We start from the raw sequence: 24,101 nt of genomic DNA, 5'->3' as shown, positions 1-24,101 counted from the left end.
GGGCGGAAAGATACATTTTCATAATGGATCTATCAGTGATCCCGATCTCAAATGCAATAATCTACTTTTGAGGTGGATATCTTTAGACCATTTATCTGCTAAGAAAACATCACAGCGAATTTCTGGGCGCGAAGGCTATCATTAACGATATGTAGCGTGATAGAGAGCCCAGCAATATAGGTGTCATACGCTGTATAAGTCGCGTTTTAGAGGATTTTTTCGTGATTTAAAGCATTTGTACCTAATAAATCACGCTTAGGAAATCTACGTAATCGTTTGCGTTCCATAATGCAAACGTAAAAAGATAAGTTATGGTGATATCTGACGCCACGCCATGTAACTGAAGGCGATAAAAAAGCCGGGCGGCTGAAGGCCATTCCCGGCGGGAGAGAGTGAGAAGGCGCCCGACACGCAGCCGGGCAGGGGCGTTATGCGCAAATCTCGTAGCAGGGGATATAGGCGCTGCCCGGAAGTTTCATACGGTGCTGGGCGACAAAGCCCTGCAGCAGATCGTCCATGCGGCGCATCATTTCGCGGTCGCCATGGATTTTATAGGGACCAAACTCCTCAATGGCCTGGATACCCACCTCTTTCACGTTACCGGCCACGATGCCCGAGAAGGCGCGACGCAGGTCGGCGGCCAGCGTTTCAACCGGCTGATCGGGGTAGAGCTTCAGGTTAGCCATATTTTCATGTGACGGCTCAAACGGGATCTGTAGATCCGGCGAAATACGGATCGACCAGTTAAAGCTGTAGGCATCTCCGGTATCACGGCGGTTCTCTTTCACCAGCGGCATGGCCTTTTTCATCAGGCGTGCCACTTCTGCGGCATCGTCAATGATAATGCGATAGTGACGACGCGCCGTTTCGCCCAGCGTATGCACAATGAACTCATCCAGTACGCGGAAGTAGTCGGCGCTCTCTTTCGGGCCGGTAAGTATCAGCGGCAGCACCTGATCCTGGTTGGCCGGATGCATCAGAATACCCAGCAGATAGAGCAACTCTTCTGCCGTACCCACCCCGCCCGGGAAGATGATAATTCCGTGGGCGATGCGGACAAACGCCTCCAGACGTTTCTCAATGTCCGGCATGATGATCAGTTCGTTAACCAGCGGATTCGGTGGTTCAGCGGCGATGATCGACGGCTCGGTCATACCGATGAAGCGCCCCTCTTTGTAGCGCTGCTGCGCATGACCCACTGCCGCACCTTTCATCGGCGCTTCCATCGCACCCGGGCCACAGCCTGTGCAGATGTTCAGCTCGCGCAGACCCAACTGGGTACCCACACGACGGGCATAGAGATATTCGGTTTCGTTAATGGAGTGACCACCCCAGCAAACCACCATACTTGGGGCTTCGCCCACGTGCAGGGCACGGGCGTTACGCAGGATAGAGAAGACCAGGTTGGTGATATGAACGGAGCTTTCCAGGTTCAGGTGCTGGAAACGACCGGCGTTACTGATCTGGCCGTTCACGAACAGGATGTCGCGCAGAACCGCAAACAGGTTAGCCTGCAGCGCACGGATGATGCGCCCGTCAACAAAGGCCTCTTCCGGCGGGTTAATCAGTTCCAGCTTTACGCCACGTTCGCGGCGCAGGACGTTAATATCAAAGCTTTCAAAGCGGGACAGCAGCTCTTTGCTGTTGTCGGTGAGGCTACCGGAGTTCAGAACGGCAAGTGAACAGTTGCGAAACAATTGATAAAGATCGCTGCTGGCCGTGCTCTTGAGCATGTCCACTTCCAGCTGCGACAACATATCCATTGAGCCAAGCGGGCTAATATGTGTAATCAAGTGAGCTCCTTACGGGACGTTTATCGTCTTTCCCCGTTGATTACAATAGCCCTGGCTTATGACCTTTCACAACCTAAAGCGCGGAACATACCGCGCAGATTGCGAATTTATTTATTTTACTGACGCACTAACCGACCAATGGCAGGAACAAAATCGGTATTGCTGCGCCACGGGTTGATATCCAGTCCGCCGCGTCGGGTATAGCGGGCATAGACGCTGAGCGACTCCGGCTGGCAGAAACGAAGAATATCGTTGAAGATGCGCTCCACGCACTGTTCGTGGAACTCGTTATGGTTGCGGAAGGAGACCAGATAGCGCAGCAGCTTCTCACGATCGATTTTTGCCCCGCGATACTGGATCTGCACCGAACCCCAGTCAGGCTGATGGGTAATCAGGCAGTTGGATTTGAGCAGGTGACTGACCAGCGTCTCTTCCACCACTTTGCCGCTGGCACTCTTTTCCAGCCACGCGGTGTCAAACTGATAGTTGTCGATCTCAATGTCTTGATCGTCGATGCAGGTGCCGTGGAAGTGGGCGATGGGCTGCCCTTCAAGCTCATCAATCCGGTAGAGCGCCACCGTGACCTTGCCCTGGGCACAGGCGCTTAAATCCCTCTCCAGAGTGCGCTGTACCGCTTCCCAGCTCTCAAAGCGGGTCTGGTTAAAGCTGTTGAGGTAGAGCTTAAAGCTTTTGGACTCCACCAGATTGACGCTGGTGTAATCCAGCTCAACGTGGCCCACGGCCACCTGCGGCAAACCGCGGGCGTTAAGCCAGGAGAGCTCGTAGAGCGTCCAGATATCGCCGCCGTGGAAGGGCAGGGCATCGGCCTTCAGGCCCAGCGGATCGCGGTTCAGGCTGCGCGGCACGCCCTGTAGCAGGCTGGCATCGTAGATGTCGCGATAGGCTGTGCTTTTGCCCAGCGTCAGGCCCGATAAGGCATCATGATTTTCGTAAGACATGTTTCATTGTCACTTTAAAGGTAAACTATGGGCTGAGTGTATCCTGGCTTATATGAAGAGAGAAACCGGTGGATAAAGAGACTGCTGCTGCGTTAACCGCATTTACTACGCGTTACTGTGACGCCTGGCATGAACAGAAAGCGTCATGGCCGCAAAGCGAAGAGTTGTACGGCGTGCCTTCACCCTGCATTATTACCTCTTCCGGGGATACCGTGACATGGCAGCCGCAGCCCTTTACCGTTGAGCAGAGTGTAAATGCCATTGAACGTGCCATGGACATTGTGGTACAACCTCCGGTTCACGCGTTCTATACCACACAGTTCGCCGGGGATATGTGCGCTCGCTTTGATAATGAAGCGATGACGTTGCTGCAAACCTGGAGCGAAGATGACCTGCTGCGCGTGCAGGAGAACCTGATAGGGCACCTCGTTACCCAGAAGCGCCTGAAGCTATCGCCAACGTTGTTTATCGCCACGCTCGACAGTGAGATGGACGTTATCTCTGTCTGCAACCTCACGGGCAACGTGGTAAAAGAGACACTGGGTACGCAGAAACGTCAGACCCTTTCCGCTTCCCTTGCGGATTTTCTTAATCACCTTCATCCCGTCGTGTAATCCTGCATACTACTGCGCGTGTGAGAGATCTCTTACAGAGTTTGTGAGAGATCGCCCTTATTACTTGAATGTTTAAAACACCAGGTCATTTGAAAAACACTGTATTATCATCTTATTACGCTTTCATAACGCTTGGTACAGATACGCAAACTCTTTAATGTGGCTTACGCAGTGCCTTGTAAGACGAAGCGGAATCATGGATTCTATCTCCGTCGACAGGAAGCCGACACAAGAAACGAACATCAGGATGATGACGTTTCTTAACAAGGACACGTCAGGAAGACGCTACAAGGAAGGCTTCAGGATGAAGCAAGAGGATCACGCAGGACGCGTTGAAGGACACCTCCAGGAAGGAGAATGAGAGCCGGTACAGATGTCCGGTGGGTCAGGAAGACCAGGACGCTTCAGGAAGAAGCAGTCACATCAGGACGATGTGCGCAGGATGCAGCGGTCAAGGGAAGACCAGACCTTAGGGTCAGAGGAAAAGTTGTCACGGATGAGCAGGGAGCACTAAAAGTAGCTGGATTGCTGCGAAACGAACCGGGAGCACTGTTTTTACAGTGCTCCCTTTTTTTATTTCTGCGTGGTCTTTGCTATGCTGCGCGCCGTTCACATTTTCAGTTGAGGTTTTCATGACCCATCACGACAACGTGCGCGCGCAACTGCACGCCATTGAAGCTTTACTGCGCGATCATCAGCTGTGGCAGGAGACGGCGCCGCAGCCAGACGCGTTTGAGAGCACGCAACCTTTCTGTATGGATACCCTGGAGCCGTTTGAGTGGCTGCAATGGGTCCTCATTCCCCGCATGCATGCCCTGCTCGATAGTGGCCATCCGCTACCCCAGAGCTTTGCCGTAGCGCCCTATTATGAAATGGCGCTGGACGCTGCCCATCCGTCACGCGACGCGGTGCTGGCCGCGCTGCTGGCGCTGGATACGCTCTTCGGCGACGAAGCATGATTGAGATCCTCTATCAGGATGAGTGGCTGGTCGCCGTTAATAAGCCCTCCGGCTGGCTGGTACACCGTAGCTGGCTGGACCGGGATGAAAAAGTGGTGGTGATGCAGACGGTGCGCGACCAGATCGGACAGCATGTCTTCACTGCCCACCGTCTGGACAGACCCACTTCCGGCGTTCTGCTGATGGGACTCTCCAGCGAGGCCGGTCGACGTCTGGCGCAGCAGTTTGAGCAGCATCAGATCCAGAAACGCTACCATGCGATTGTCCGGGGCTGGCTGACAGAGTGCGCCACGCTCGATTATCCCCTGACGGAAGAGCTGGATAAAATTGCCGATAAGTATGCCCGCGACGACAAAGGCCCGCAGCCCGCGGTAACCGACTATCGCGGCATGGCGACCACTGAAATGCCGGTTGCCACCAGTAAGTTTCCCACCACGCGCTATAGTCTGATTGAACTGGAGCCGAAAACCGGGCGTAAGCACCAGCTGCGACGTCACCTTGCGCATCTCCGCCATCCGATCATCGGCGACAGCAAGCATGGCGACTTGCGGCAAAACCGCAGCGCCGCAGAGCATTTCGGCTGTCATCGTCTGATGCTACACGCCAGCCAGCTGCAACTTATCCATCCGTTTACCGGCGAGCCGCTGACGATCCGGGCCGGGCTGGACGAGGTGTGGATGCAGGCGTTGTCACAGTTTGGATGGCGCGGACAACTCCCCGAAAATGAAAGGGTTGAGTTTGACGTAACCAACGTTCAGGATGATCGGAACGAGCGTTCAATCAGGGAGTAAAACATGGCGGTAATCGGAATTTTTGTCGGCACGATGTACGGTAACTCGCTGCTGGTGGCAGAAGAGGCCGAAGCGATTCTGGCGGGTATGGGCCATAAAGCCACGGTCTATGAAGATCCCGATCTGGCCGACTGGGAAAAATACCAGGGCCAGTATGCGCTGGTCGTCACCTCGACAACCGGGCAGGGCGATCTCCCGGACAGCATTGTTCCGTTGTACCAGGGAATTAAAGATAAGCTGGGTTATCAGCCGGAAATGCGTTACGGCATTATTGCGCTCGGTGATAGCACTTACGCGAATTTCTGCGGTGGCGGCAAGCTGTTCGACGCTCTGTTACAGGAGCAAAGCGCGCAGCGCGTGGGTGAGATGCTTATGATTGACGCCTCTGAACACCCTGAGCCGGAAGGCGAATCCAATCCCTGGGTTGAACAGTGGGGCACATTGCTAAAATAAGTTCCTGCCCTCTCTAAGCGGAGGGCCAGAACCCTTTGCCAGTTAACAAAGCGACCATGCAGCCAGTATAAGTTAACTGAATCGAGTAAGCTTTGGGCAATCGCCCGTAAATCCTCACCTGAAGCGCGGTTATTAGCAGGCATTTTCACTGCGTCAAGCGACCTGTTTCACACTCCCGTTATTCCCTGACTCTGGCCTCCCCCTTACGGGCAGGCAGTTTTCATTTCCGTGAAGTCTCTTCCATTGTCCTGGGCTTTTGCCACAAACAACCGCACAGAGCCATGCCAATGTTGTGTTGTTGCACGGTGAGAGGGGCCTGGTTCCTTTCTTATACTTTTTCCGCCAGTTAATAAAAATGCAGTCAGTAAGGCGAAACGACCTACATGTTCGAACTGCAAAAACACATACACGTCATTCTGATTACCCTACGGTTGAGCTGTTCAGAATGAACGTAGCGAAAACGCTATGATTCAGGAGTGCAAGAATGAGTTCATTAAGCCAAGCGGCGAGCAGCGCTGAAAAGCGTACTAACGCCCGCTACTGGATAGTGGTGATGCTGTTTATCGTCACATCCTTCAACTATGGCGACCGCGCCACCCTGTCGATTGCTGGTTCAGAAATGGCAAAAGATATCGGTCTGGATCCGGTCGGTATGGGGTATGTTTTCTCCGCATTTTCATGGGCCTATGTTATCGGCCAAATTCCAGGCGGTTGGCTGCTCGATCGCTTCGGTTCAAAACGCGTCTATTTCTGGTCCATTTTCATCTGGTCCATGTTTACCCTGCTGCAGGGCTTTGTAGATATCTTTAACGGCTTTGGCATCATTGTCGCGCTCTTTACCCTGCGCTTCCTCGTCGGGCTGGCAGAAGCCCCATCCTTCCCGGGCAACAGCCGAATCGTGGCTGCCTGGTTCCCGGCGCAGGAGAGGGGAACGGCGGTCTCCATTTTCAACTCCGCACAATATTTTGCCACCGTCATCTTCGCCCCTATCATGGGCTGGCTGACGCACGAGGTGGGCTGGTCGCACGTGTTCTTCTTTATGGGTGGTCTGGGTATTGTGATCAGCTTTATCTGGCTGAAAGTGATCCACGAACCGAACCAGCATCCCGGCGTAAACCAGAAAGAGCTGGACTACATCGCCGCAGGCGGCGCGCTGATCAACATGGATCAGGCGAGCAGCAAAGCGAAAGTCCCGTTCAGCCAGAAACTGGGCCAAATCAAACAGCTGGTGGGTTCCCGCATGATGCTCGGGATCTATCTCGGCCAGTACTGCATCAACGCCTTAACCTACTTCTTTATCACCTGGTTCCCGGTCTATCTGGTACAGGCGCGCGGCATGTCGATTCTGAAAGCCGGGTTTGTCGCCTCCGTTCCGGCAATCTGCGGCTTTGTCGGCGGCGTACTGGGCGGGGTAATTTCCGACTGGCTGATGCGTCGTACTGGCTCTTTGAATATCGCCCGTAAAACGCCAATCGTGCTGGGTATGCTGCTCTCCATGACGATGGTGATGTGTAACTACGTGAACGCCGAGTGGATGATTATCGGCTTTATGGCGATGGCCTTCTTCGGTAAAGGTATCGGTGCGCTGGGCTGGGCGGTGATGGCAGATACCGCGCCGAAAGAGATCAGCGGCCTGAGCGGCGGTCTGTTCAACATGTTCGGCAACATCTCCGGGATCGTGACTCCGATTGCCATTGGCTACATCGTCGGTACCACAGGCTCGTTTAACGGGGCGCTGATCTACGTCGGTATCCATGCCCTGGTGGCGGTGCTGAGCTACCTGGTGCTGGTGGGTGATATCAAACGTATTGAGCTGAAACCTGTTACGGAGCGTTAATGATGAGTATGCAATCCAGCCCTGTCGTCACTGAAATGAAGGTTATCCCGGTTGCCGGCCAGGACAGTATGCTGCTGAACATCGGCGGCGCGCATAACGCCTGGTTTACCCGCAACATCGTGGTGCTGACCGACAACGCCGGGAATACCGGTGTTGGGGAAGCCCCCGGCGGCGAGGTGATCTACCAGACCCTGGTGGATGCCATTCCGCAGGTGGTGGGGCAGGAGGTGGCGCGCCTGAACAAAGTGGTGCAGCGCGTACATAAAGGCAACCAGTCTGCCGACTTCGATACCTTCGGCAAAGGCGCATGGACCTTTGAACTGCGGGTGAATGCGGTGGCGGCGCTGGAAGCGGCGCTGCTGGACCTGCTCGGCAAAGCGCTGAACGTGCCGGTGTGCGAACTGCTCGGTCCGGGCAAGCAGCGCGATGCGGTCACCGTGCTGGGCTATCTCTTCTACCTGGGCGATCGCACCAAAACCGATCTCCCTTACCTGGAACGTTCGCCGGGCAGCCACGACTGGTATCACCTGCGCCATCAGGAGGCGCTCTCCAGTGAGGCGGTGGTGCGTCTGGCGGAAGCCGCGCAGGATCGCTACGGCTTTAAGGATTTCAAACTGAAAGGCGGCGTTCTGCCGGGCGAGCAGGAAATTGAGAGCGCCCGCGCCCTGAAAAAACGCTTCCCGGATGCCCGCATTACCGTGGATCCCAACGGCGCCTGGCTGCTGGATGAGGCCATCTCCTTGTGCAAAGGGCTGGGCGATGTCCTGACCTACGCCGAAGATCCGTGCGGCGCCGAGCAAGGTTTCTCTGGCCGAGAGGTGATGGCGGAGTTCCGCCGCGCCACGGGCCTGCCGGTGGCGACCAACATGATCGCCACCAACTGGCGCGAGATGGGGCACGCCGTCATGCTCAATGCGGTCGATATTCCGCTGGCGGACCCGCACTTCTGGACCCTTTCCGGCGCGGTACGGGTGGCGCAGCTGTGCGATGACTGGGGCCTGACCTGGGGTTGCCACTCCAACAACCACTTTGATATTTCGCTGGCGATGTTTACCCATGTCGGCGCTGCCGCACCGGGCACGCCGACCGCTATCGACACCCACTGGATCTGGCAGGAAGGCGAAGCGCGCCTGACCAAAAATCCACTCGAAATTAAACACGGCAAGATTGCCGTACCTGATGCACCGGGGCTTGGCGTGGAACTTGACTGGGATCAGATCCACAAAGCGCATGAGGCGTATAAGAAACTGCCAGGCGGCGCGCGTAATGACGCAGGCCCAATGCAGTACCTTATCCCCGGCTGGACCTTTGACCGTAAACGCCCGGCGTTCGGTCGCCACTGATTAAAGGATGGAATTATGAGCACGTTTACTACTCCTGTTGTGACCTCCATGCAGGTTATCCCGGTTGCCGGCCATGACAGCATGCTGATGAACCTGAGCGGCGCCCATGCCCCGTTCTTCACCCGTAATATTGTGATCATCAAAGATAACTCCGGTCACACCGGGGTAGGTGAAATCCCGGGTGGCGAGAAGATCCGTAAAACGCTTGAAGAGGCGATCCCGCTGGTGGTGGGGCAAACCCTCGGTGCCTATAAAAACGTTCTTAACGCCGTACGTAACGAATTTGCCGACCGTGACGCGGGTGGCCGCGGTTTGCAGACCTTCGACCTGCGCACCACTATTCACGTTGTGACCGGCATTGAAGCCGCAATGCTCGATCTGCTGGGCCAGCATCTGGGCGTTAACGTCGCCTCCCTGCTGGGTGATGGGCAGCAGCGCACAGAAGTTGAGATGCTGGGCTACCTGTTCTTCGTCGGCAACCGCAAGCTGACCCCGCTGCCGTATCAGAGTCAGCCGGATGAGCAGTGCGACTGGTATCGCCTGCGCCATGAAGAGGCGATGACCCCTGATGCGGTGGTCCGTCTGGCGGAAGCGGCCTACGAGAAGTACGGCTTTAACGATTTCAAACTGAAGGGCGGCGTGCTGGCGGGTGAAGAAGAAGCCGAATCGATCATTGCGCTGGCGAAACGCTTCCCACAGGCGCGCGTCACCCTCGATCCAAACGGGGCCTGGTCGCTGGATGAGGCGATCCGCATCGGTAAGCGTCTGAAAGGCGTGCTGGCCTATGCGGAAGATCCGTGCGGTGCTGAGCAGGGCTTCTCCGGCCGTGAAGTGATGGCCGAGTTCCGCCGCGCCACCGGTCTGCCAACCGCCACCAACATGATCGCCACCGACTGGCGTCAGATGGGGCATACCCTGTCGCTGCAGTCGGTGGATATCCCGCTGGCGGACCCGCACTTCTGGACCATGCAGGGCTCGGTGCGCGTGGCGCAGATGTGTCACGAGTTCGGCCTGACCTGGGGCTCGCACTCCAATAACCACTTTGATATCTCGCTGGCGATGTTCACCCACGTGGCCGCGGCCGCGCCGGGCAACATCACCGCCATCGACACCCACTGGATCTGGCAGGAGGGCAACCAGCGGCTGACCAAACAGCCGTACGAAATCAAGGGCGGTATGGTGCAGGTACCAACCACGCCGGGTCTGGGCGTGGAGCTGGATATGGATCAGGTGATGAAGGCGCACGAGCTCTATCTGCAGCACGGTCTGGGCGCACGAGATGACGCGATGGCGATGCAGTATCTAATCCCGGAGTGGACCTTCAACAACAAACGCCCTTGCATGGTGCGTTAAGTCCGGTGCCGGTTCCTGCGGGAGTCGGCATTTTCTCTTGCGTGACGGGTGTATGCTTATGGTAGTCAACATGCGTAAGGACGGCTTATGAAAATAGTGATCGCACCGGACTCTTACAAAGAGAGCCTGAGTGCCCTGGCAGTGGCAACGGCGATAGAGCAAGGATTTTGCGAGATTTTCCCCACGGCGGAGTACGTGAAACTGCCGGTTGCCGATGGTGGGGAGGGCACCGTGGAAGCGATGGTCGCCGCCACCCAGGGTGAAATTATTCAGGTACGCGTAACGGGGCCGCTCGGCGAGCATGTTGACGGTTTTTATGGCCGCTCCGGCGATGGAAAAAGCGCATTTATCGAGATGGCGGCGGCCAGCGGTCTGGAGCTGGTTCCCCCGGCCCAGCGCAATCCGCTGAAAACCACCTCCTGGGGAACCGGAGAGCTGATCCGCCATGCCCTGGATGCAGGCGTAAAACATATCATCATTGGGATTGGCGGCAGCGCCACCAACGATGGCGGCGCAGGGATGGTGCAGGCGCTTGGCGCGAAGCTGCTGGACGAACAGGGTCACGCCATCGGTCCCGGCGGCGGTGAACTGGAAAGGCTGGCACGTATCGATATCAGTGGTCTGGATAAACGGCTGACGTCGTGCCGCATTGAGGTGGCATGCGACGTCACCAACCCGCTGACCGGCGACAACGGCGCTACCGCCGTGTTTGGTCCGCAGAAGGGGGCAACCTCAGAGATGATCGTGCGCCTCGATCGCGCGCTGACGCAGTATGCCCGGATCATCGCCCGCGACCTGGACGTTGACGTGCTCGGGCTGGCGGGTGGCGGCGCGGCGGGCGGTATGGGCGCGGCGTTGTACGCGTTCTGCGGCGCGCAGCTGCGTCAGGGTATTGAAATCGTCACTGATGCGCTCAATCTCGACGGCCTGGTGGCCGATGCCGATCTGGTGATCACCGGCGAAGGGCGGATCGACAGCCAGACCGTTCATGGCAAAGTGCCGGTAGGGGTGGCGAAGATTGCCAAACGCTACAATAAACCGGTCATTGGCCTGGCGGGCAGCCTGACGGCGGATGTCGGCGTGGTGCACGAGCATGGTATCGACGCGGTATTCAGCGTGATTTATACCGTCTGCACGCTGGAAGAGGCGCTGGAAGATGCCGAAGAAAACGTGCGGATGGCGGCCCGCAATATCGCCGCCGTATTAAAAGTGGGAAGGGGGCTGTAATCCCTTCTTTACCCCCCTCTTCCTGTCGGGAGAGGGGCCTTACGACCCCAGCACCTTCATCGCTTCCCGCGTGACGTTATCCATCTCATCCAGCAACTCCAGGAACTCCGGCTCCAGCTCGCTTTCCGGCGTGCCGGAACGTAACTGCTGCTCCAGCAGCTGACAGAGATTCTTAAGACGCGGCACCCCACTGTACCCGCAACTGCCGTGCAGCTTATGGATCGCCCCGACCAGATCTTCCGGGTTTTCTCCCACCAGCTGCTCTTCCACTTTATTGCGGATCTCCGGCAGGAACGCGACCAGCATCTGCAGCATCTCCCGCGCGAGGTCGTTTTTGCCCGCCGCCTGACGCAGCGCCAGTTGCCAGTCGAGGGTGGCACTGCCGTTAACTACGATCTCCGGGACCGCCGGCGGGACCTCCGTTGCGGGGAGCCAGTGACCTGTGGTAGGGCCGGGTTTGTAGCGCAGCAGCAGGCTGTGCAGTTTCTCTTCTTCAATCGGCTTCGCCAGATAGTCGTTCATCCCGGCGCTCAGCAGCTTCTCCTTTTGCCCCGCCATCGCATGCGCCGTCACGGCGATCACCGGGGTTTGCTGCTGATGGGGAAGCTGGCGAATCAGTTCACAGGCGCGGATGCCGTCCATACCGGGCATCTGGATATCCATCATGATCAGGTCAAACGGCTTCTCCTTCGCTCGCTCCACGGCCTGCAAACCGCTCTCGCACAGTTCGACATGCTGAACCTGATCTTCCAGCAGCGCCCCGATCAGCTTGAGGTTGGCGGGGTTGTCATCCACCGCCATCACGGTCATCGGCAGTTTGCTCTCATCGCTGGTAATCGGTGCGATGTGATGGTTCAGACGGCAATATTCCGTCAGCGTTGGCAACAGGCGGGTGGCCGTCAGCGGTTTCAGCAGGCAGGCGGCCGCCCCGTCATGTTTTAGCTCCTCGGCGTTGATCTGGGCATGGCAGGGCAGGGCCAGCAGCAGGTAATCGGTCATCGAGGCCGCTTTTGCCAGCCGCTCCTCCTGCATGGTCAGATCGCCGGTAAAGGTCACCGGGATCCCCAGCAGCAGGATGTCGTAATGGTCAACCGGCAGCGTGGAGAAGTTCGGACTGTAGACCACCTCCAGCGGTGTCGTGCTTAACACATCGAGGGTGCTTTGCGCGGCGGCGGTATTGGGCTCCACGTACGCCAGCCGTTTACCCTGCAGACAATCCATGGCCAGACGATCGGTGAGCACATTCGGGTTCAGGTCGAGGTTGATATGGAACCAGAAGGTCGAGCCCCGGTTAGGCTGGCTGTGGAAGGAGATATCGCCCCCCATCTCATTAACCAGTTTTTGCGTGATGACCAGCCCCAGCCCGGTACCGCCGTGGCGGCGGGAGATGCTGGCATCGGCCTGGCGGAAGGCCTGGAACAGCCGGGACTGATCGCGCTCAGGAATACCGATCCCCGTGTCGCGGATCTGCACCTCAATCTGCACTTTGGTATTGCTGATGGAGCGTTTTTCGACCAGCACGTCGATGTTCCCGCTCTCAGTGAACTTAATGGCGTTACCCACCAGGTTGGTGATCACCTGTTGCAGGCGCAGCGGATCGCCAATGACGTTGTCCGGCACATCATTTTTAATGTTCAGCGTAAGCTCCAGTCCCTTGTCGTGGGAGGAGTGCGCCAGCAAGGTGACCACCTCATCCAGGGTGTTACGCAGCGGGAACGGAATACTCTCCAGAATCAGCTTGCCTGCCTCGAGCTTGGAGAAGTCCAGCACGTCATTGATGATTGCCAGCAGGTTGTTGGCGGAGCGTTCAATCGTATGCAGGTGGTCGCGCTGGGTCGGGTTAAGCTCAGTCTTCAGGGTCAGGCGGGTAAAGCCAATCACCCCGTTCAGCGGGGTGCGCAGCTCGTGGGACATATTCGCCAGGAACTCTGACTTGATGCGTGCCGCCTCCTGGGCGCGTTTTTTAGCCAGATCCAGCTCAACGTTCTGGATCTCCATCTGCTCCAGCGTTTCGCGCAGGTCGGAAGTGGCCTGATCGACGTTATGCTGCATCTCCTCATGGTATGCCGCCAGCGACATGGCCATCGAGTTGATGCCGTTTTTTAGCATATCCAGCTCGCCGAGCATAAAGCCTTCGACGCGGCTGTCGAGCTGGCCCCGGCGGATCCGGTCGACGGTATTCACCATGTTGCGGATGGGGCTGGTTACATCCCGCATCAGACGCCAGCCGAAGATCAGCGCAATGCCAATACAAAACAGCATCATCACCGTGGAGATAAAGATCTCCCGGTACTGTTGCAGCCGCACGGACTTGAGATCCAGCTCCAGCGCCACATATCCCAGCAAGTTGTTATTGGGCTTAGCGTCTGACGCGGGAGATTCATCCGGTGAATAGCTTTCCGAAATAATGGGGGTGCGCAGGATCATTTTTTCACCCTGGCGGATCACGCTCAGCCGCTTTGGAAACGCCGTACCATCCGGCAGCTTCAGGGTGTCCGGATCAAGCTGAATATTGGAGGTCACGAACAGGTGATTATTTTGGTCATACACTGAAATCGCCCGCACAATGTCCGAATGCCGACGGTGCAGAATGCTGATGAGCTGGCCGATGGGCTCGCGATTTTGCAGGTTCATGCCGTACTCGCTGGAGACCGCGAGCGGCTCAATAATGCTGGCACCGGCGTCCTCGAGCTGACGTTGCAGGTCGTTATAACGGTGCACCACGAAGAAGGTACTCAGCAGTAAACCAATGAGTACGGTAGGGGCGAGGATCAAAATCATCATGCGCGCACGCAGGCTGTAGTTGGTCATGGAGTTCCGTTATGGGACAATTAGAGTCAATATGTTCATTTGAGAAAATTCCCGGCGATGGCGCAATTCTACTCTGCAAAGCGACGCGTGACGACGCGTCAGATCATAACTGTTGAAGTGACAGACCTCGATCCGTTCGGACAGGGGGTGGCGCGCCACGAGGGCAAGACCGTATTTATTCCCGGCCTGCTGCCCCAGGAGCGTGCGGAAATCACCCTGACGGAAGAGAAACGTCAGTACGCTCGCGGGCAGGTAAAGCGCCGTCTTAATGATAGCCCGGAACGCGAAACGCCCCGCTGCCCGCACTTTGGTGTCTGCGGCGGCTGCCAACAGCAGCATGCCAGCGTCGCGCTGCAGGAGCGCAGCAAAAGCAATGCCCTGGCACGCCTGCTGAAGCACGACGTCGATGAGGTGATCGCAGATAAACCCTGGGGCTACCGCCGCCGGGCGCGTCTGAGCCTCAATTATCAGCCGAAAACCGCTCGTCTGGAGATGGGCTTTCGCAAGGCCAACTCCAGCGACATCGTTGATGTCAGAGAGTGCCCCATTCTGGTGCCCCGTCTTGAGGCATTGCTGCCAGAAGTGCGCAAATGCCTCTCTGACCTGCAGGGCGTACGCCATCTTGGGCACGTTGAACTGGTGCTGGCGAACAGCGGCCCGCTGATGGTGCTGCGCCATACTGCACCGCTTTCGGCCAAAGATCGCGAAAAACTGGAACGCTTTTCGCATTCCCATGAGCTTGACCTTTATCTCGCCCCGCAAAGCGAGATACTTGAGCAACTGAGCGGGGAAACGCCCTGGTATGATTCAGACGGGCTACGCTTAACGTTCAGCCCGCGCGACTTCATCCAGGTGAATGACGGCGTTAACCAGCAGATGGTCGCGACCGCGCTGGCGTGGCTGGATATTCAGCCGGAGGACCGGGTGCTCGACCTGTTTTGCGGGATGGGCAACTTTACCCTGCCGCTGGCAAAACGGGCACGAAGCGTGGTCGGCGTTGAAGGGGTGGCGGCGCTGGTGGAAAAGGGGCGCGATAACGCTGTTCACAATGCGCTGCAAAACGTGACATTTTTTCACGAGAATCTGGAAGAGGATGTTACCCAGCAGCCATGGGCGGCGCACGGTTTCGATAAAATTCTGCTTGATCCGGCACGCGCAGGCGCGCCAGGCGTGATGCAGCACATTATTAAACTGGCCCCCAAACGTGTGGTCTATGTTTCCTGTAATCCGGCGACGCTTGCCCGCGATAGCGAGGCGTTATTAGCGGCGGGTTACCAGATTCAGCGTCTGGCAATGCTTGATATGTTCCCGCACACTGGGCATCTGGAATCAATGGCGTTGTTTGAACACAATTGATGAGTTTCGGCTTGTCGAATTCGACAGGCAGGGGTCCCTAAAGGAGAGGACAATGGTTGCGGTAAGAAGTGCACATCTCAATAAAGCTGGTGAGTTTGACCCACAAAAATGGATCGCAAGTCTGGGGATCGCCAGCCAGCAGTCGTGTGAACGCTTAACCGAAACATGGGCCTACTGTCTGCGCACCACACAGGGGCATCCCGATGCCGAGCTGCTGCTGTGGCGCGGCGTAGAGATGGTTGAGATCCTCTCCATGCTGAGTATGGATATCGACACCCTCCGTGCGGCTATGCTTTTCCCGCTGGCCGACGCCGAGGTGGTCACAGAAGAGGTGCTGCGCGAAAGCGTCGGGAAATCGATCGTGGCGCTGATCCACGGCGTGCGCGATATGGCCGCCATCCGTCAGCTTAAAGCCACCCACACCGACTCCGTCTCGTCTGAACAGGTGGATAACGTTCGCCGTATGCTGCTGGCGATGGTGGATGATTTTCGCTGCGTGGTCATTAAGCTTGCCGAACGCGTTGCCCATCTGCGGGAAGTGAAGGACGCGCCGGAAGACGAACGCGTGCTGGCGGCGAAAGAGTGCACCAACATCTATGCCCCGCTGGCGAACCGTCTGGGCATCGGCCAGCTGAAATGGGAGCTGGAGGATTACTGCTTCCGCTACCTGCACCCGGCAGAATACAAACGCATTGCTAAGCTGCTGCACGAACGCCGTATCGATCGTGAACACTACATCGATGAGTTTGTCGGCGGCTTACGTAAGTCGATGAAAGAAGAGGGTGTGAAGGCCGAAGTCTATGGCCGTCCGAAGCATATCTACAGCATCTGGCGCAAAATGCAGAAAAAGCATCTCGCCTTTGACGAGCTGTTTGATGTGCGCGCCGTGCGTATCGTTGCCGAGCGGTTGCAGGACTGCTACGCCGCGCTGGGGATTGTCCACACCCATTACCGTCACCTGCCGGATGAGTTTGACGACTATGTCGCCAATCCGAAACCGAACGGCTACCAGTCGATCCATACCGTGGTGCTGGGGCCGGGCGGCAAAACCGTCGAAATCCAGATCCGTACCAAGCAGATGCATGAAGAGTCCGAGCTGGGCGTCGCCGCGCACTGGAAGTATAAAGAGGGGCCCACAAGCGGGGCGCGCTCCGGCCACGAAGATCGTATCGCCTGGCTGCGTAAGCTGATTGCGTGGCAGGAGGAGATGGCCGACTCCGGTGAAATGCTCGACGAATTGCGCAGCCAGGTCTTTGACGACCGGGTCTACGTCTTTACGCCGAAAGGCGACGTGGTTGACCTGCCGGCAGGCTCAACGCCGCTCGACTTCGCCTACCATATCCATAGCGATGTGGGGCATCGCTGCATCGGCGCTAAAATCGGCGGACGTATCGTGCCGTTCACCTACCAGCTGCAGATGGGCGACCAGATTGAGATCATTACCCAGAAACAGCCGAACCCGAGCCGCGACTGGCTGAACCCGAACCTCGGCTATGTCACCACCAGCCGCGGGCGCTCAAAAATTCATGCCTGGTTCCGCAAGCAGGATCGCGACAAGAATATTCTTGCCGGACGCCAGATCCTTGATGATGAGCTGGAGCATTTAGGCATCCACCTGAAAGAGGCAGAAAAATTCCTCCTGCCGCGCTACAACTTTAACGAGCTGGATGAGCTGCTGGCCGCCATTGGCGGTGGGGATATTCGCCTTAACCAGATGGTGAATTTCCTGCAGGCACAATTCAACAAACCGAGCGCGGAAGAGCAAGATGCGGCGGCGCTGAAGCAGCTTCAGCAGAAAAGCTACGCTCCCTCGCACCGTGGCAAAGAAAAAGACAAAGGCAGAGTGGTGGTGGAGGGCGTCGGCAACCTGATGCACCATATTGCCCGCTGCTGCCAGCCCATCCCGGGGGACGAGATTGTCGGCTTTATCACCCAGGGGCGCGGGATCTCCATTCACCGTGCGGACTGCGATCAGCTGGATGATTTACAGTCCCACGCGCCGGAACGCATCGTGGATGCGGTGTGGGGCGAGAGCTATTCTGCCGGTTATTCACTGGTAGTGCGGGTCTCAGCCAACGATCGCAGCGGCCTGCTGCGCGATATCACCACCATTCTGGCGAACGAGAAGGTGAACGTGCTGGGCGTCGCCAGCCGCAGCGATACGCGCCAGCAGCTCGCCACCATTGATATGACCATCGAAATCTATAACCTGCAGGTGCTGGGCCGCGTGCTCGGCAAGCTGAACCAGGTGCCGGATGTGATCGACGCCCGCCGTCTGCACGGCGGCTAATCGCACCTTCTTTTGTAGGCCGGGTAAGGCGTAAGCCGCCACCCGGCATTTTTTTATCAGGACAAAACTATGACCCAAATCGACCGCCTGCTCGGCATTATGCAACGTCTGCGCGACCCGGAAAACGGCTGTCCGTGGGACAAAGAGCAGACTTTCGCCACCATCGCCCCCTACACTCTGGAAGAGACCTACGAGGTGCTGGACGCTATCTCCCGGGAAGATTTTGACGATCTGCGTGGCGAGCTGGGAGACCTGTTGTTCCAGGTGGTGTTCTATGCGCAGATGGCCCAGGAAGAGGGACGCTTCGATTTCAACGATATCTGCGCCGCCATCAGCGACAAGCTGGAGCGCCGCCACCCGCACATCTTTGGCGAGGCTACCGCCGAAAACAGTACCGAGGTTCTGGCCCGCTGGGAACAGATTAAAAGCGCGGAACGGGCTGAAAAATCGCAACATTCCGCGCTGGACGATATTCCGTTAAGCCTGCCGGCGCTGATGCGCGCGCACAAGATCCAGAAACGTTGTTCGACGGTGGGGTTTGACTGGACATCCTTAGGCCCGGTGCTCGACAAGGTGCATGAAGAGATTGACGAGGTGATGCACGAAGCGCAGCAGGCGGTAGTGGATCAGGAGAAGCTTGAAGAGGAGATGGGCGATCTGCTGTTTGCCACCGTCAATCTTTCCCGTCATCTGGGCGTCAAAGCTGAAGTGGCGCTGCAGAAAGCGAACCTCAAATTCGAGCGCCGCTTCCGGGAAGTGGAGCGCATTATCGCGGCTCGCGGCCTGGAAATGACCGGCGTGGACCTCGATGCGATGGAAGAAGTCTGGCAGGAAGTAAAACGCCAGGAATCTGATCTCTAACGGGTTTTTGCGATCAAGCGCAATTTGTGTGATTTTTTAAATGACAAGCGCTTGATTTGCGTCAAAAACATTTACCCAAAAGGGGCTATTTTCTCACTCCCAATATGAGTCAAAGCCTGAGACAGGAGACGGAGAATGAAAGTTTGTGGCGCTCGCCGTGTTCGGGTATACTACTTTCCCGTCCTGGTTATTCCATCGTTTCACCCTAACTTCTCAGGTTCAGCATGACAACGAACTATATTTTTGTGACCGGCGGGGTTGTATCCTCTCTGGGTAAAGGCATTGCCGCAGCCTCCCTCGCAGCCATTCTTGAAGCCCGTGGCCTCAATGTGACCATGATGAAGCTGGATCCGTACATCAACGTCGATCCAGGTACCATGAGCCCGATCCAACACGGGGAAGTGTTCGTTACTGAAGACGGCGCTGAAACCGACCTGGACCTGGGTCACTACGAGCGCTTCATTCGCACCAAAATGACCCGCCGTAACAACTTCACGACTGGCCGTATCTACTCCGACGTTCTGCGTAAAGAGCGTCGCGGTGACTACCTGGGCGCAACCGTTCAGGTTATCCCACACATCACCAACGCCATTAAAGAACGCATTATTGCCGGTGGTGAAGGCCACGACGTCGTGCTGGTAGAAATCGGCGGCACTGTAGGCGATATCGAATCCCTGCCGTTCCTGGAAGCGATCCGTCAGCTGGCGGTGGACATTGGTCGCGAACATGCGCTGTTCATGCACCTGACTCTGGTGCCGTACATGGCAGCCGCAGGTGAAGTGAAAACCAAACCGACTCAGCACTCCGTTAAAGAGCTGCTCTCCATCGGTATTCAGCCAGATATTCTGGTCTGTCGCTCCGATCGTGCGGTTCCGGCCAACGAACGTGCAAAAATTGCATTGTTCTGTAACGTGCCAGAAAAAGCCGTTATTTCAATGAAAGATGTCGATTCCATTTATAAAATTCCGGGCCTGTTGAAATCACAGGGCCTGGACGATTATATTTGTAAACGATTCAGCTTGAACTGTCCGGAAGCTAACCTGTCTGAATGGGAACAGGTTATTTACGAAGAAGCGAACCCGGCGGGTGAAGTGACTATCGGTATGGTCGGCAAGTACATCGAACTGCCGGACGCCTATAAGTCCGTTATCGAAGCGCTGAAACACGGTGGCCTGAAAAACCGCGTAACCGTCAACATCAAGCTGATCGACTCGCAGGATGTTGAAACCCGCGGTGTAGAAATTCTGAAAGATCTGGATGCTATTCTGATCCCTGGCGGCTTCGGCTACCGTGGCGTTGAAGGCAAGATCGCTACCGCACGCTATGCGCGCGAAAACAATATTCCTTACCTCGGCATTTGCCTGGGTATGCAGGTTGCACTGATTGAATTTGCCCGGAATGTGGTGGGCATGGAAAACGCGAACTCTACGGAATTTGTGCCAGACTGTAAGTACCCTGTTGTGGCGCTGATTACCGAATGGCGCGACGAAGAAGGTAACGTCGAAGTCCGTACCGAGAAAAGCGATCTGGGTGGCACGATGCGTCTGGGTTCTCAGGCTTGCCAGCTCTCTGATGACAGCCTGGTACGCCAGATGTACGGTGCGCCAGTCATCACTGAACGCCATCGTCACCGTTATGAAGTGAACAACCTGCTGTTGAAACAAATTGAAGCTGCGGGTCTGCGTATTGCGGGCCGCTCCGGGGATGATCAGTTGGTCGAGATCATCGAAGTGCCGAACCACCCATGGTTCGTTGCCTGCCAGTTCCACCCGGAATTTACTTCTACGCCGCGTGATGGACATCCGCTGTTTGCTGGCTTTGTGAAAGCCGCGACGGAGTTCCAGAAGCGTCAGGCGAAGTAAGAAAAGTTAGAACGGCAGCGCGTACCAGGGGTACGCGCTGTTTGTCTGGAGTTTTAGTTTAACTTGTACTGAGGAAAATCTAATGTCCAAAATCGTTAAAGTCATCGGTCGTGAAATCATCGACTCCCGTGGTAACCCGACTGTTGAAGCCGAAGTACACCTGGAAGGTGGTTTCGTAGGTATGGCTGCTGCGCCGTCAGGTGCTTCTACTGGTTCCCGCGAAGCGCTGGAACTGCGCGATGGCGACAAATCCCGCTTCCTGGGCAAAGGCGTAACCAAAGCGGTTGGCGCAGTAAACGGTCCTATTGCTCAGGCAATCCTTGGCAAAGATGCCAAAGATCAGGCTGGCATTGACAAGATCATGATCGATCTGGACGGTACTGAAAACAAATCTAACTTCGGTGCGAACGCAATCCTGGCTGTTTCCCTGGCAAACGCCAAAGCAGCAGCAGCTTCTAAAGGTCAGCCACTGTTCGAACACATTGCTGAACTGAACGGCACTCCAGGCAAATACTCCATGCCAGTTCCGATGATGAACATCATCAACGGCGGTGAGCACGCTGACAACAACGTCGACATCCAGGAATTCATGATTCAGCCGGTTGGCGCGAAAACTGTTAAAGAAGCCATCCGTATGGGTTCTGAAGTTTTCCATCACCTGGCAAAAGTTCTGAAAGCCAAAGGCATGAACACCGCTGTTGGTGACGAAGGTGGTTATGCACCTAACCTGGGTTCTAACGCCGAAGCACTGGCCGTAATCGCTGAAGCAGTTAAAGCAGCAGGCTACGAGCTGGGCACCGACATCACCCTGGCGATGGACTGCGCAGCATCTGAATTCTACAAAGACGGTAAATACGTTCTGGCTGGCGAAGGCAACAAAGCCTTCTCTTCCGAAGAGTTCACTCACTTCCTGGAAGAGCTGACCAAACAGTACCCAATCGTCTCCATCGAAGATGGTCTGGACGAGTCTGACTGGGATGGTTTCGCATACCAGACTAAAGTACTGGGCGACAAAATCCAGCTGGTTGGTGACGACCTGTTCGTAACCAACACCAAAATCCTGAAAGAAGGTATCGAGAAAGGCATCGCTAACTCCATCCTGATCAAATTCAACCAGATCGGTTCTCTGACCGAAACTCTGGCTGCGATCAAAATGGCGAAAGATGCTGGCTACACTGCCGTTATCTCTCACCGTTCAGGCGAAACTGAAGACGCGACCATCGCTGACCTGGCTGTTGGTACCGCTGCTGGCCAGATCAAAACTGGTTCTATGAGCCGTTCTGACCGTGTTGCTAAATACAACCAGCTGATTCGTATCGAAGAAGCGCTGGGCGAAAAAGCACCTTATAACGGTCGTAAAGAGATCAAAGGTCAGTAATTCACGCTGAACCTTCATCTTTAGAAAAACCCGCTTCGGCGGGTTTTTTTTTATCATCACACCGTCGGTACGCTATGACGTGTGCATACCGCCTGTTCAATAATTTCGGCAGCCCGTGCTGCCCCTCCGGCGTTAATCAGCTGAGTCTGGAGGGCGGTGATGCGCTGCGTGTACTGCTTATTTTCCAGCAGGTCGAGAAGATGCTGGCTGAGCGTGCGGCTCGGCGAAAAACGGCAGGCCTTAAGGCCAATGCCGCTGAAGACCACTCGGGCGGCGACGCCTGGCTGATCAAACGCCAGAGGCACGGCGAGGATCGGCGTGGCGGTGGCGATGGCATCCATAACCGTATTCAGCCCAGCGTGGGTAATGACGGCGCTGGCATCGCGCAATACCGCCAGCTGATCGGTAAATCCTACGGTTTTCGCCCCGGCACGCGCCAGCCGGGCGGTTTGACTTGCATTCAGTCTGTCACAGTGGGCAATTAGCAAGGGCACACCCGCCTGTCGGCAGGCGCGGGCAATGGTGCGGAACAGCCCGTAGCGGTAGCCCTGAAGCGTGCCTAATGACGCAAAAACAAACGGCTTCTTATTGCCGGAAGAGACCGTTGGCGGATCGTAGCGTAGCGGACCTACCGCATGGAAGCAGGCGGGCAAGGTGCGTGGAAAATCAAAGCCTGGGATGGTCTGGCTGATTTGCGCCAGCGGCGACAGGCATTGATCCAGCCTGTTGCGCGAGGACAGACCAAACGCCCGGGCATGACGGGCAATCACTCGCCCCTGTCTCGACATCAGCCAGTCATACACATCCGCACTGGAGGCGTATAATTTCCGGCTGCGATTGCTGGTGCCATAGCGAAAAGGCATCACCGGCAAGGGAATAGTGTTATCCCGGTTTACCGGCAGGGCGCAGCAGATGGAGATAAAGGGCAGGTTGAGCGCTTGTGCAACCAGCCCTCCAGCCGGCTCCATCTGATCAACAATCACGGCGTCAATATTGTGCTGTCGGAAGGCGAGAGGCAGTTCACGGCACAGCATATCGGTAACGCTTGCCATATCTGATATCAGGCGGAAAAAACCTGGCTCGTGCATCGCAGACGGCGTCGGGTGACCCACGGCGATGAAGCGCGCCTGCGGTTCCCTGAGCAGCGTGCGAGCCTCTTCCTGTTGAAAAAAAGTGACCCGATGGCCGCGCACGATAAGGTGTTTTGCCAGTGCTTCCATAGCGCGCATATGGCTGTATAACGGTAGCGTTATTACCGCAAAATGGCTCATTCTGCTTGTCCAGTATTCTGATGGCTACTCAGTCAAAGGGGTTAACGTCGACAGCCGGGTGGGCGATATCTTAAAAGCGTAGCGTAAGTTTTAATGTTTTTAACATTGCCTTCTGACAACGGCTTTCCACCCTAAGACTGTTAGCCTGGCTATCCTTAAACTGACAGGAATAAAATCGTGGCCGGGGTTGTTTTGCCTGATTATGTGCGATCTGCAATAATGCCCCCCCGTAAATCTGACCAGAGATAACTATGCAGTACCCGATTAACGAGATGTTCCAGACCCTGCAAGGCGAGGGTTACTTCACCGGCGTTCCCGCTATTTTTATTCGACTGCAGGGATGCCCGGTTGGCTGTGCCTGGTGCGACACCAAACATACCTGGGATAAGCTCGCGGATCGGGAAGTGTCGCTGTTTAGCATCCTGGCCAAAACCAAAGAGAGCGATAAATGGGGCGCAGCCAATCCGGAAGATCTGCTGGCGATCATTGGCCGTCAGGGCTGGACCGCGCGCCACGTGGTGATCACCGGCGGCGAACCCTGCATTCATGACTTAATGCCGCTCACCATGCTGCTGGAGAAGAACGGCTTTAGCTGCCAGATTGAGACCAGCGGCACCCATGAAGTGCGCTGCTCCCACACCACCTGGGTGACGGTATCACCAAAAGTAAATATGCGCGGCGGCTACGATATCCTCTCCCAGGCGCTGGAGCGTGCCGATGAGATCAAACACCCGGTCGGGCGCACGCGCGATATCGAAGCGCTGGACGAGCTGCTGGCAACGCTGACGGACGAAAAACAGCGCGTTATTGCGCTGCAGCCCATCAGCCAGAAAGAGGATGCCACCCGTCTGTGTATTGAGACTTGTATTGCGCGTAACTGGCGTCTGTCGATGCAGACGCACAAATACCTGAACATCGCCTGATAGCCCTGCGGCCTCTGTTA

General features: G+C 56.4%; 18 protein-coding genes. 14 read left to right on the top strand and 4 right to left on the bottom strand.

Features of this window, described 5'->3' with window-relative positions; translation table 11 throughout:
- Positions 1-428: 428 nt before the first annotated feature.
- Positions 429-1,793 (bottom strand): nucleotide 5'-monophosphate nucleosidase PpnN, encoded by a 1,365-nt coding sequence (ppnN, locus tag GNG26_RS17805; protein WP_103822722.1) that lies wholly within the window; start codon positions 1,791-1,793, stop codon positions 429-431.
- A gap of 116 nt (positions 1,794-1,909) precedes the next feature.
- Entirely contained in the window at positions 1,910-2,752 is an 843-nt protein-coding gene (gene queF / locus GNG26_RS17800) for an NADPH-dependent 7-cyano-7-deazaguanine reductase QueF (protein WP_114385843.1), read from the bottom strand.
- A gap of 68 nt (positions 2,753-2,820) precedes the next feature.
- Here queF and syd point away from each other — a divergent pair, with 68 nt between their 5' ends.
- The 8 genes from syd to GNG26_RS17760 all read left to right on the top strand — a co-directional run bounded on the left by syd (position 2,821) and on the right by GNG26_RS17760 (position 11,329).
- Positions 2,821-3,366: a SecY-interacting protein gene (syd, locus tag GNG26_RS17795; protein ID WP_156239687.1), complete on the top strand. Its 546-nt coding sequence runs from the start codon at positions 2,821-2,823 to the stop codon at positions 3,364-3,366.
- A 632-nt stretch (positions 3,367-3,998) separates the two neighbouring features.
- On the top strand, positions 3,999-4,325 hold the full coding sequence (locus tag GNG26_RS17790; protein ID WP_103822719.1) for a YqcC family protein: 327 nt from the start codon (positions 3,999-4,001) through the stop codon (positions 4,323-4,325).
- A complete protein-coding gene (truC, locus tag GNG26_RS17785; protein WP_114316896.1) occupies positions 4,322-5,116 on the top strand; it encodes a tRNA pseudouridine(65) synthase TruC in 795 nt (264 codons plus the stop codon). The genes GNG26_RS17790 and truC overlap by 4 nt, the downstream gene beginning before the upstream one ends.
- Positions 5,117-5,119: 3 nt before the next feature.
- Positions 5,120-5,569, top strand: coding sequence for a flavodoxin (locus GNG26_RS17780; protein WP_103822717.1), 450 nt, complete (start codon positions 5,120-5,122; stop codon positions 5,567-5,569).
- Positions 5,570-6,053: 484 nt separating this feature from the next.
- A complete protein-coding gene (gene gudP / locus GNG26_RS17775) occupies positions 6,054-7,406 on the top strand; it encodes a galactarate/glucarate/glycerate transporter GudP (protein ID WP_103822716.1) in 1,353 nt (450 codons plus the stop codon).
- A 2-nt stretch (positions 7,407-7,408) separates the two neighbouring features.
- Complete coding sequence (locus GNG26_RS17770; RefSeq protein ID WP_103822956.1) at positions 7,409-8,749, top strand: enolase C-terminal domain-like protein; 1,341 nt, start codon at positions 7,409-7,411, stop codon at positions 8,747-8,749.
- Between the two features lie 12 nt (positions 8,750-8,761).
- Positions 8,762-10,102, top strand: a complete 1,341-nt coding sequence (gudD, locus tag GNG26_RS17765; protein WP_168194507.1) for a glucarate dehydratase — start codon at positions 8,762-8,764, stop codon at positions 10,100-10,102.
- 87 nt (positions 10,103-10,189) lie between these two features.
- A complete protein-coding gene (locus GNG26_RS17760; RefSeq protein WP_103822714.1) occupies positions 10,190-11,329 on the top strand; it encodes a glycerate kinase in 1,140 nt (379 codons plus the stop codon).
- A gap of 39 nt (positions 11,330-11,368) precedes the next feature.
- Here GNG26_RS17760 and barA read toward each other — a convergent pair whose 3' ends face one another.
- Positions 11,369-14,140, bottom strand: a complete 2,772-nt coding sequence (gene barA / locus GNG26_RS17755; protein WP_156239686.1) for a two-component sensor histidine kinase BarA — start codon at positions 14,138-14,140, stop codon at positions 11,369-11,371.
- Between the two features lie 57 nt (positions 14,141-14,197).
- Here barA and rlmD point away from each other — a divergent pair, with 57 nt between their 5' ends.
- From rlmD to eno, 5 genes are all read left to right on the top strand, one after another.
- Positions 14,198-15,496, top strand: a complete 1,299-nt coding sequence (rlmD, locus tag GNG26_RS17750) for a 23S rRNA (uracil(1939)-C(5))-methyltransferase RlmD (protein WP_114385848.1) — start codon at positions 14,198-14,200, stop codon at positions 15,494-15,496.
- A 52-nt stretch (positions 15,497-15,548) separates the two neighbouring features.
- Entirely contained in the window at positions 15,549-17,786 is a 2,238-nt protein-coding gene (relA, locus tag GNG26_RS17745; protein ID WP_103822711.1) for a GTP diphosphokinase, read from the top strand.
- Positions 17,787-17,855: 69 nt separating this feature from the next.
- A complete protein-coding gene (mazG, locus tag GNG26_RS17740) occupies positions 17,856-18,647 on the top strand; it encodes a nucleoside triphosphate pyrophosphohydrolase (protein ID WP_156239685.1) in 792 nt (263 codons plus the stop codon).
- Between the two features lie 224 nt (positions 18,648-18,871).
- Positions 18,872-20,509 (top strand): glutamine hydrolyzing CTP synthase, encoded by a 1,638-nt coding sequence (gene pyrG / locus GNG26_RS17735; protein WP_103180932.1) that lies wholly within the window; start codon positions 18,872-18,874, stop codon positions 20,507-20,509.
- Positions 20,510-20,591: 82 nt separating this feature from the next.
- Entirely contained in the window at positions 20,592-21,887 is a 1,296-nt protein-coding gene (gene eno / locus GNG26_RS17730) for a phosphopyruvate hydratase (protein WP_103180931.1), read from the top strand.
- Between the two features lie 56 nt (positions 21,888-21,943).
- On the opposite strand, the gene GNG26_RS17725 is transcribed toward eno, so the two are convergent.
- Positions 21,944-23,158, bottom strand: coding sequence for a glycosyltransferase (locus tag GNG26_RS17725; protein ID WP_156239684.1), 1,215 nt, complete (start codon positions 23,156-23,158; stop codon positions 21,944-21,946).
- A 251-nt stretch (positions 23,159-23,409) separates the two neighbouring features.
- Here GNG26_RS17725 and queE point away from each other — a divergent pair, with 251 nt between their 5' ends.
- The gene (queE, locus tag GNG26_RS17720) at positions 23,410-24,081 is read left to right on the top strand and encodes a 7-carboxy-7-deazaguanine synthase QueE (protein ID WP_103822707.1); all 672 of its coding nucleotides are present in this window, start codon (positions 23,410-23,412) and stop codon (positions 24,079-24,081) included.
- Positions 24,082-24,101: the final 20 nt, after the last annotated feature.

Origin of the sequence: Leclercia sp. J807, from assembly GCF_009734465.1 — a bacterium.
Taxonomy (GTDB): Bacteria; Pseudomonadota; Gammaproteobacteria; order Enterobacterales; family Enterobacteriaceae; genus Enterobacter.
Note: the sequence above shows the minus strand (reverse complement) of the source record. Positions and strands in the feature narration are given on the sequence as shown.